The organism is Magnetospirillum sp. 15-1, assembly GCF_900184795.1.
GTDB lineage: Bacteria > Pseudomonadota > Alphaproteobacteria > Rhodospirillales > Magnetospirillaceae > Phaeospirillum.
In genome coordinates this window covers 1-9501 of record NZ_FXXN01000003.1, presented here as the reverse complement: position 1 = coordinate 9501, position 9501 = coordinate 1, and the positions used below count along the sequence as shown (strand labels likewise).

At 62.9% G+C, this 9501-nt stretch carries 12 protein-coding genes and 2 pseudogenes; 6 read left to right on the top strand and 8 right to left on the bottom strand.

The annotated features are described in order from the left end of the window. The coding region (locus tag CP958_RS00110; protein ID WP_141400353.1) for an Arm DNA-binding domain-containing protein at nt 1-247 on the bottom strand (247 nt) is incomplete at its 3' end. 584 nt (nt 248-831) lie between these two features. On the opposite strand from CP958_RS00110, the gene CP958_RS00105 reads away from it, so the two are divergent. Together CP958_RS00105 and CP958_RS00100 are read left to right on the top strand one after the other, a co-directional pair. Further along, nucleotides 832-1056 carry an AbrB family transcriptional regulator gene (locus tag CP958_RS00105; protein ID WP_096700018.1) on the top strand — a complete coding sequence of 75 codons (225 nt, stop codon included), beginning with the start codon at nt 832-834 and terminating at the stop codon, nt 1054-1056. Continuing rightward, complete coding sequence (locus CP958_RS00100) at nt 1053-1445, top strand: type II toxin-antitoxin system death-on-curing family toxin (protein WP_096700017.1); 393 nt, start codon at nt 1053-1055, stop codon at nt 1443-1445. Before CP958_RS00105 ends, CP958_RS00100 begins: the two co-directional genes overlap by 4 nt. Before the next feature lie 412 nt (nt 1446-1857). Here the strand turns inward: CP958_RS00100 and CP958_RS00095 are convergent, their stop codons facing one another. The 5 genes from CP958_RS00095 to CP958_RS27260 are packed head-to-tail and all read right to left on the bottom strand — an operon-like array spanning nt 1858 to nt 4509. Continuing rightward, nucleotides 1858-2214: a hypothetical protein gene (locus CP958_RS00095; RefSeq protein WP_096700016.1), complete on the bottom strand. Its 357-nt coding sequence runs from the start codon at nt 2212-2214 to the stop codon at nt 1858-1860. A 1-nt stretch (nt 2215) separates the two neighbouring features. Then, entirely contained in the window at nt 2216-2536 is a 321-nt protein-coding gene (locus tag CP958_RS00090) for a DnaT-like ssDNA-binding protein (RefSeq protein WP_141400352.1), read from the bottom strand. A 10-nt stretch (nt 2537-2546) separates the two neighbouring features. Beyond that, entirely contained in the window at nt 2547-3317 is a 771-nt protein-coding gene (locus CP958_RS00085) for a terminase large subunit (protein ID WP_141400351.1), read from the bottom strand. A 1-nt stretch (nt 3318) separates the two neighbouring features. Next, nucleotides 3319-4368: a minor capsid protein gene (locus tag CP958_RS00080; protein WP_096700013.1), complete on the bottom strand. Its 1050-nt coding sequence runs from the start codon at nt 4366-4368 to the stop codon at nt 3319-3321. A 6-nt stretch (nt 4369-4374) separates the two neighbouring features. After that, nucleotides 4375-4509: a hypothetical protein gene (locus CP958_RS27260; RefSeq protein WP_277948854.1), complete on the bottom strand. Its 135-nt coding sequence runs from the start codon at nt 4507-4509 to the stop codon at nt 4375-4377. Nucleotides 4510-4550: 41 nt separating this feature from the next. Here CP958_RS27260 and CP958_RS00075 point away from each other — a divergent pair. The 4 genes and pseudogenes from CP958_RS00075 to CP958_RS00060 form a co-directional block, all read left to right on the top strand. Continuing rightward, a pseudogene (locus CP958_RS00075) lies at nt 4551-4931 on the top strand (integrase core domain-containing protein); the annotation flags it as partial. Between the two features lie 88 nt (nt 4932-5019). Beyond that, a protein-coding gene (locus CP958_RS00070; RefSeq protein ID WP_096700012.1) for an IS5 family transposase occupies nt 5020-5783 on the top strand; the annotation gives its coding sequence in 2 pieces (ribosomal slippage) (nt 5020-5338 and nt 5338-5783; 765 coding nt in all). 92 nt (nt 5784-5875) lie between these two features. Beyond that, nucleotides 5876-6639 (top strand): IS5 family transposase gene (locus CP958_RS00065; RefSeq protein WP_096700011.1). Its coding sequence is split into 2 segments (ribosomal slippage): nt 5876-6206 and nt 6206-6639, totalling 765 coding nucleotides; the frame shifts between segments, so codons are not numbered across the junction. Nucleotides 6640-6901: 262 nt separating this feature from the next. Further along, complete coding sequence (locus CP958_RS00060) at nt 6902-7291, top strand: LysR family transcriptional regulator (protein ID WP_096700010.1); 390 nt, start codon at nt 6902-6904, stop codon at nt 7289-7291. 25 nt (nt 7292-7316) lie between these two features. Here the strand turns inward: CP958_RS00060 and CP958_RS00055 are convergent, their stop codons facing one another. Together CP958_RS00055 and CP958_RS00050 are read right to left on the bottom strand one after the other, a co-directional pair. Beyond that, entirely contained in the window at nt 7317-8585 is a 1269-nt protein-coding gene (locus CP958_RS00055) for a DUF2325 domain-containing protein (RefSeq protein ID WP_170958770.1), read from the bottom strand. 278 nt (nt 8586-8863) lie between these two features. After that, nucleotides 8864-9400: pseudogene (locus tag CP958_RS00050) on the bottom strand (integrase core domain-containing protein); the annotation flags it as partial. Nucleotides 9401-9501 lie beyond the last annotated feature (101 nt).

The window sequence follows — 9501 nt, the reverse complement described above, 5'->3', positions numbered from 1 at the left end:
GGGTGGTCGAGCGTGCCGCAGCCAGTGCGGTGATGGCCATGGTGCGGGCCTGCTCGGCGGTGAGAATGCCGTGGGGCCCAATGGTCATCTTGCGAGACCGGGTTCCAACACGGTACAGAATGAGGTAACTTTTCTTGCCGCTGGGCAGCACCCGTAGCCCATATCCTGGGATTTCGCTGTCCCAGATCGTATATTCTGCGTCGGCGGCTGCGGCGCTTTCGACCACCCGTTTCGTCAATTTGCTCATCGGCTTCACCCTGCGATTAGATCTGCTACCTGATAAGCATTTTGCCCTCTCCCAGGTAGCACAGTGGCAGCAAGAGGGGGCAAGTGGCTGCGAATCAGGTCGAAGTCGAGCGTGCCGATGGTGCTGCTCGTAGTCAACTAACTATCAGGAAATACAAAGATAAATGAGCCGTAGCGTAGTCATGCGTAAAGTAATGAAGACGACTCATAACCTGAAGGTCGCAGGTTCAAATCCTGCCCCCGCAACCAAAAATTCCGCAAGGAAATCAACGATCTAGGCTCCCGAAAGGGGGGCCTTTTTCGTGCTGCATCCTCATGAGTTAAACTCATAGAAATACCAAGCGTTATCAACCAGTTACCAACCATTCCCGGCGGTTCCGCGCAACACGGACGCAACACGGAAGGGGCTGGATGTTCACTCAGCGTTCGCAGTTGGACGGGCCGGATGAGCGGTAGCCAGGGACAGCCTCAACGGTGCGCTGCACTCGGCCGTTGGGCGCCCGGAGGATGAAGCAGCCAGATCGAGACATTGACAGTTATGACGTGCGTTATTACTATATGTCATAGTTCACGGAGGCACGCGCGATGCGCACGACGAAGCTTACTAAGGTCGGGAACTCGACTGGCTTGACGCTATCCCGCGATGTGCTGGCCGCTGCCCACCTCGATCGAGGTGACGAGGTAACGGTCAACGTCTGCGATGGCCGCATTGAAATCGCCAGGGCAGATGACGGCTACAACAAGGCCATGGAAATGGGGCGTTCGTTCTCTGTCCGCTATCGGCGCGCCATGGCGGCCTTGGCGAAGTGAAAGAGCCAGTCTTTCCGCCCATTGAGGCGTTAATAGACCTGCACGCGGAATTGATTGCTGAACACGGGGGCGCCCCGGGTCTCAGGGATCGGGGCGCCCTTGAAATGTCGTTCGCGCGACCAAAGCAAATCATCGCCTATGCCGATGGCCACCTCACGATTTTCGACCTTGCTGCCGCCCTCTGCGTCTCCATCATGCGGAATCATCCCTTCGTGGATGGCAACAAGCGGGTTGGGTTCGCTGCGCTCGGCATTATGCTGGGGATGAATGGCCTGTTTCTCGATGTCAGTGAGCGGGAGGCCGCAGACATGATCCTGTCCGTTGCCGCTGGGCAGCGATCTGAAGATGATTTGGGCCAATGGGTCGCAAACAACAGCTACGAGGAATGACCCGGGAGGGGCGCCACGGTATGCAACCCCTGCCAAGGTCAGCAGCTGGATTTCATTTTATGTTCAGCAAGCTTCGCCTGAGTGTTAACTTCATTCACAAGGCGGCGATAATCAACAAGGTTCACGCCAAGTTCGATAGACGATTTTAGCCTAATCATTGATTCTATTAATGATTTTTCTTCTTTGCTTGGGCCTGAAAATAAGAGGAGAGCGCCCCCAATAGATGCCGATACTAAAGTGGCAATGACGATGATTCTTATCTTCGATAGAATCTGGCGCCCCATTCCATCAGTGTTTTCGGTCTCAACGCGAAGCGTGCATCGGCCATGGGTTGTTGTGGCCTATCTACCTATAATATCTTTAGATGCGTGATGGGCCAAGCTGGAGCTGTAATAGAGGTAAATCTATAGATTTATCTTGCCTGTAGCACCCAAACCGCTTTTGCGGGGTCGGACTGGATCGAGATCACCAGCCAACTTTGTCCGTTTGCTGTCACGCTGTCACCAGCCGCTGGTGTCGTCGAAAGTGAGGGGGTGAGGATCGTTACCTTCCTGTCGCCAGCCTGCACGAGCTGATTTGCCAGGTGATACGCACCCCAATTATCGACCATTCCTTTGGCCGTGAAGGTTTCCGTGGCGCCGGGAACGACTGTGCCCGTGTCCGGGTCGTAATAGCCCTCGGTTGTGCGCGAAAGTGTGACGCCGTACATCACACCGGCCAGGGCCTTGCCTATGGTCCTGGCGATGCCGCCCTGGAGTGGGGAGGCCATTTCAGAACACCAGCCGTGCCGAAGAACCTTCCTCGGGACGAAGGAAGGGCTTCAGCAGTGCCCGCACGGTGTCGGGCAGGGTCTTGGCCGGGGCGCGGCCGTCATACTCCAGGCGTACGGAACCGGCTTCCACCACCCGCACGCCCTTGTTGCCGTCGTCTTCGGTCAGATCCTCGGACAGCAAGCGCAACGCCAGTTCGCATTGGGCGGTTTGGATGGCCTGGGGAATCGTGGTGTTGCCGATGGCGCGGCCTTCAGCGTCAGAAGCGCCCTGCCGGGGCCAAGCCATCGCCTGTGTGGTCGAGGTGATCGCCCGCGACATGCCGAAGTCCTTATGGTAGTGGCTGAAGGCTTTCTTGATGCTGGCGGCCGAACTGAAGGTGATTTGGTCCGAGGCCAGGACGAAGAAGTGTTCCTCCTCCCCGATCAGAGTTTTCACCGTGGCGGTCGTCGGCGCCGCGTTCGGCGACCTGTGCCAGGGTGAACAGCGGGCTTGATCGGCTGCCGGTGGTCGAGTCCACCAGGACAAGGCCATCATCGGTATCGATCGTCGATGATGCCAAGGTCTGATAAACCACGTCAGTACGGGCGGCGTGCAGCTCGGAGACCTGAGCCACCGACAGCTTCTTGCCGTACAGCGAGGCCGCGTTCGCTGGAAAGCCCTGGATGACGTTTCCCAGGGCCTCATAGGCGATGCTGTCGGCGCCGACCTTAATTGAGCCTTCGTCCACCAGGAGCTTGGAATAGGGCGTCTGTTCGATGATCGTTTTGGCAAGCTTGAAGGCGGTGTCGACGCTTTGGCGTTCGCTGTTCGCGACGATGGCGACCGTCTGGGTTCGCCGGGTCAGGAACCGCCAAACCACGATCAGCGCCGACACCACCGTCTTCCCATGGCGCCGGGGCCAGCAGAAAACCACTGTGGCGAAACCCCCGTCCAGAGCCTGCCGGATGGCTTCCCTCACCTCGTCATTGGGCACGGTATAGGGTTCGTATCCGCCCTTTTCGCTGGGAATCATGGGTTTCGTATCGGCAATCCACTTGAAAAAGCCGTCCGAGCCGTTCCGCCAAGCCGAAATGCGGGATTTTAGGTCAGGTTTTGCCATCTCAGGCCCCCATCTGGTTCGGATACAGGCGCCGAAGAGCCTCAATGGACAATGGCGCGTCGTAGGTGGCGAATGACGCCAGCGGCAGGCCGTTCTTCCAGGCCCGATAGCGGGTGTCGCCCAAGGTCTCCCGTTGGAATGCGGCGGGCTGCCTGTGAAGCCACTGTTCGTATGTCAGATCCGCCGAAACCGGCCCGAACTGGCTGGCCTGTTCGCCCACTGGGGCCTCGTCCAGGTCCAGGCCCATCTCGCGGAAGGTCTTCAGCAAAGGCAGGGCGACGGAACGGCATGAAGGGTGTCGGGGAGGCTTCGGGGCGTTTGGATCGTTGAATCGCCATTCCGTGCCCGACAGCGCGGCGCACTGGCGGCTGGTCAGACCGTCCAGGGTGGCGAGGAACCGCCAGCCCTTCACCACGCCGTCCGGGCCGCTGTTCGCCTCGTAGACGGCCATCCGGGCACGGTTCCCCGTTGCGTTGATCGCCGTGCGGGCCAGCCGTTCGGCACTGGTGCGGCCCATGTTGTCCACCACCTCCAGACGCTTGCGCAGTTGGGGAATGGTTTCCCCGAGGGCTGCACCCTGCCGCAGTTCGGAAGTGACGCGGCTCATCACGTCGTCGGCCAGCTTGCGGCCCCAGCGGGTCCAGCTCATCCCGTCATGGGGCATGTCGGCCACCTTGGCGAGAAGCTGGGGGGCGATGGCCGTGAAGTGGACTTTGAACGAAGTGGCGCCGGCCTCGATGGCGATGGGTTCCAGAGCCTTCAGGGCACCGGCCACAGCAGGGGAGGCAGTCTCGACAGTGACGGCCAGGGCATCGGCGATCCGGCCTTCCACTGCCTCGCCGAGGGCACGCTGCAGGGCGATCAGTTCCGCCCGCATGGTAAGCGCACGGGCCAGACTGAAGGACGTGGTGCCGTCAGTGGTGCGGCGCAGGATTTCAGCTTCCACCCGTTCCAAGGCCCTGGCGATGTCGGCGGCGATCAGGGCCTGGATATGCTGGGCAAGGCCGTCGAGGCGAAGCTGGTGGTGAAGGATCAGGTCATCGGGCGTCATGGGCGTTCACCTCCGGGCGGTTAGGACGATGAGAAGGGCGAAGGCCAGTGACGGGATGAAGGCTGCTGTCCAAAGCACCACCACCACGTCGATTCCCAGGCCGGGCCAATCCAGCCGACGGAGCCAGCGGGGGGCGGTCATGGTTCACCGTCGAGGATGGCGCGGGCGTGGGCGTCGAGGGTGGCCTCGGCATCGAGGTGGACTTCTCGCTGCCCGCCGAACGGGTCGTGCGCATGCCGACCCAAATCATCGAATGGCGGGGCAAGCCCAAGGCCATCCGGGTCGACAACGGCCCGGAATACATCAGCGGCACCTTGATGAAATGGGCTGAAAAGCAAGGGATTGCTCTCCAACATATCCAGCCCGGCAAGCCCCAGCAGAACGCCTATGTGGAGCGCTACAACCGGACGGTCCGCCACGAATGGCTGAGCCAGTTCCTCTTCGAAACCATCCAGGAGGTGCAAGATCACGCCACGGATTGGCTATGGACCTACAACAACGACAGACCCAATATGGCCATCGGCGGCATCACACCCGCCCAGAAACTGAAACTCGCCGCGTGAGTTCTATGTTAGGCCGTAAACTCATAAACAGGCTTCCCTCTCGTGCCGCGCCGTGATTCAACGATTCCTCCTGGCATGGAGGGCGTTGATGGCGCGGCGACGGTACGAGTTGACGGATCACGAATGGTCGATCATTGAGCCCTTGCTGCCGAACAAGCCCCTAGGCGTGCCCCGTGTTGATGACCGTCGGGTCCTGAACGGCATCCTGTGGCGCTTCCGCACGGGTTCGCCTTGGGCCGAGGTTCCCGAGCGCTACGGCCCATCGACCACCTGCTACAACCGGTTCGTCCGTTGGCGCAAGGCGGGCGTCTGGGACCAGCTTCTGGAGGAAATCTCCAAGGCTTACGATGGTGACATCATCATGATCGACTCGACCTGTGTCCGCGTTCACCAGCACGGGGGCACGAGAAAAAAGGGGCTCTCGACAATGGCGGCATGGGACGTTCCCGTGGGGGCCTCACCAGCAAGATCCACGCGCTCGTCGATGCGGAAGGTCGTCCCGTCACCTTGCGTCTGACCGCAGGCCAAGTCCACGACAGCGTCGAGGCAGAGGCATTGCTTGATGGAGCCTTGAGCGATGGCTCCACCCTGCTGGCCGACAAGGGTTATGACAGCAACGCCATCCGAGCCTTGGCCGAGAAGAACAAGACCTGGGCCAACATCCCGGTCAGGTCCAACCGCAAGGACGCCTTCGCCTTTTCCGCCTGGGTCTATCGCCAGCGCAATCTGGTCGAACGCTTCTTCAACAGGATCAAGCAGTTCCGGGGGATCGCCACCCGCTATGACAAAGACCCCCGGAATTTCCTCGCCGCCGTTAAACTCGTCGCCCTGCGCATCTGGTGCGCCGCGTAATGAGTCTACGGCCTAGGCCGTAAACTCATAAACAGGCTTCCCCTTCGTCGCGCGTCGTGATTCAACGATTCCCTCTGGCACGGAGGGCATTGATGGCACGGCGGCGGTACGAGTTGACGGATCACGAATGGTCGATCATCGAGCCCTTGCTTCCGAACAAGCCTCGCGGCGTGCCTCGGGTTGATGACCGTCGGGTCCTGAACGGTATCCTGTGGCGGTTCCGCACGGGCTCGCCTTGGGCGGAAGTTCCCGAGCGCTACGGCCCATCGACCACCTGCTACAACCGGTTCGTCCGCTGGCGCAAGGCGGGCGTCTGGGACCGGCTTCTGGAGGAAATCTCCAAGGCTTACGATGGCGACATCATCATGATCGACTCGACCTGTGTCCGCGTTCACCAACACGGGGCCACGGGAAAAAAGGGGCTCTCGACGATGGCAGCATGGGACGTTCCCGTGGGGGGCTCACCAGCAAAATCCACGCGCTCGTCGATGCGGAAGGCCGTCCCGTCACCCTGCGCCTGACCGCCGGGCAGGTCCACGACAGCGTCGAGGCCGAAGCCTTGCTCGATGGAGCCTTGGGCGACGGCTCAACCCTGCTGGCCGACAAGGGCTATGACAGCAACGCCATTCGGGCCTTGGCCGAGAAGAACAAGACCTGGGCCAACATCCCGGTCAGGTCCAACCGCAAGGGCACCTTCGCCTTTTCCGCCTGGGTCTATCGCCAGCGCAATCTGGTCGAACGCTTCTTCAACAAGATCAAACACTTCCGGGGGATCGCCACCCGCTATGACAAAGACCCACGGAATTTCCTCGCCGCCGTAAAGCTCGTCGCCCTGCGCATTTGGTGCGCCGCGTAATGAGTCTACGGCCTACAGCCAAGACAGGTTTGATGCGCTGCGGCACAACGCCGCTGAATCTGGTTCGGTCAATATCGGGATTCGACAGCGCGACTGGGACGCGGCAGGGCGCGACAAAGCCCCCTCCTTACCCAAGGAGGTGCTTATATAACGGCCGGTTCCATGATATATCCGACATGGCGAACGATCCGCCGCCGCACCCTCATTAGGAGAGGCGAGCGGCCATCGTCGTCGTTGGCGCCCATCGGCAAGGCGATCGCGAATGTCGGAGACTGGTTTCCGCATACAATTGCGCATCCTGCCCTTTATCGGGCCGGGCAAGATGCTGCTGCTGGACGGCATCGAGCGGCACGGCTCGATCTCGGCCGCCGCCCGCGCGCTGAACATGTCCTATGCCCGTGCCTGGCGGCTGATAGAAACCATGAACCGGCGCTTCAAGTCTCCGCTGGTCAGCAAGGCGCCGGGCGGCCAGGGCGGCGGCGGCGCCCATCTGACCGAGGCGGGCCGCACGGTGCTGGAGGTCTACCGCTCCATGGAGGAGCGGGTCCACACCCTGTTTGCCACCGACATGGAAATCCTCGAGCGCATGCTGCTTCCCCTGGAGGAGCAGACGCCCGCCGCCGGCCCGCAACGTTCCGACTTTCGCGGCTAGTCTCGGCCCTACGCTTCGCCCGGCCTCACACGGCATGCCCGGCTCCCCCGCAGCAGGGCGCCCCCGTCTCGCCGATGGCGTCGAGGGCACGCGAGACCGAGGCCAGGCTGAAGGTCCTGAGCGGCACGAACGGCTTGTCCCCCGCCCGGCACATCCGCTTGATGCGCAGCGCCGCCTCGTGGCTGATGCAATCGACCGGGAACAGCACCGTGGCGGCGGCCGCCACCTGGCTGCTCAGTTGCGCCGCGCCGTCCTCCAGCCCCCCGTCGTGGAACATGAACTCGGCACCCGAGGCGGCGACCATCCGGCGCAGATGGGGAACCTGACCAGGCTTGCCGCCGACGAACAGCAGCCGGGTCCGGTCGAGAGACGGACGCGGAGCGACGGTTCCCGCCTCGTCCGGCGCGGCATCCTCCCCCAGCCACCCGGCGGCCCGACGCTCCAGGCTGAGGCAGGCGGCACGGGCCTCCTCGGCTTCGTGGCGGGCGGCCTCCAGCTCGGAGCGCAGGCGTTCGACCTCGGCCGTCAGCCCGTTGGCCCGCGCCTCCATCCGTTCGCGGCGGCGAGTTTCACGGGCCAGCCGCCGCGACAGGGCCGCCTCGGCCCCGGCGGCCGGAGGAACCGGCGCGGCGGCGGGCATGGCGGGCCGGTCGCGCAGTTCGGCGATCTCATGGTCGCGCGCGGCCAGCGTTTCGGCGGCCTGGCGGCGCTGCTGGCCCAGGCGGTCGCGCAGTTCGGCATTTTCCTGCTCGAGCGCCTGGAGGCGGCGGATATCGGCCCGGTTGGAGGCGCCGACCAGATGGGACAGCATGTGGACGTCCGAGAACACGCGGCTCAGCAGGTCGCGGTCGGTCCAGGGATGGGTGACCACCGCCCAATAGGCCCCCGGAATCTCGCCCCGCGCCATGTCGTCCCGCCACAGGCGACCGACGGCGGCGGCGTCCGCGGCTCTTTCATAGCGGCGTAGCGCGACCCCGAATTTGCGGTCCAGGGCCTTGTGCAGCAGTTTGGCCACCCGCTCGTCGCGCCCCGAGGCGAACACCACCAGATCGTGGAGATGATGGTCCTCGGCCGCCGGGTCGCAGCACAGCACCATCTTGCGCGCGAAGGCCCGCACCTCGCCCAGCGACAGGCAGGTCCCGATGATCGAACAATGGAGGTCGGGGCTGATGTTCCACAGCCGCACGCGGCGGGGCTGGGCCGGGCCGTCCTGAGGAGGGATGCCCGCTCCCCACGGCGCGCTCCATTCGGGGGCCGGGTTCAGCGGAAGTTGCAGGGGCAGACTCGCCGTCATGGGACGCCTTTCACCGGAAGCCTCTGTCCGGCCGCTCGCCGACCGGCGGGACCGGCCACATCCATCATCATGCCGGCCATCGTTATATCCAAATAAAGATAACGGCCAACGGTATTTTATGCTATCCCCCATGGGGTAGGCCTCCCGAGCCGCCGCATGTCGCGGCCGGAAGTGCGGAGATTTCATTATAATAGCATGGGTACGGCGACGCCCGTCCGGTGGCGCGCTGGTCGACGGCAGGCAGGAGAGCGGGTTCCAGGTGACCTGCCGTGGAACTTTCATCCAGCCGTAAGTAGAGCCTTGGGCGAAGTTACGCCGTGTGGCGCGGTGTGAGCAATGGGGCCGGGCTCGGAGCCCCGGAGGGGCGGAGAGAGCGGCCCCATTGCTTTGAGTTTGGCGGCGTGAGCCGCCGGGGTCTGGTACCCCAGGGCCGAGTGCGGCCTGGCTGTATTGTAATCGGCGACCCAGGCGGCGATGACGGCGCGGGCCTGGGCCATGCTGGTGAAGACCGTCTCGTTCAACAATTCGTCGCGCATCCGGCCGTTGAAGCTCTCGACAAAGCCGTTCTGCATGGGCCTGCCCGGCGCGATGTAGTGCCATTGCATGCAATGATCCTGCGTCCACTTCAGCATGGCATTGCCGGTCAGCTCGGTGCCGTTGTCGGAGACGATCATCTCCGGCTTGCCGCGCCGGGCCACCAGCACCGTCAATTCGCGGACCACACGCACGCCCGAGATCGAGGTGTCGGGCACTGCTGCCAAGCATTCCCGCGTCACATCGTCGACGATGTTGAGCACGCGGAACCGCCGCCCGTTGTCCAATTSRYCCGCTCGTCGCGCCCCGAGGCGAACACCACCAGATCGTGGAGATGATGGTCCTCGGCCGCCGGGTCGCAGCACAGCCCCATCTTGCGCGC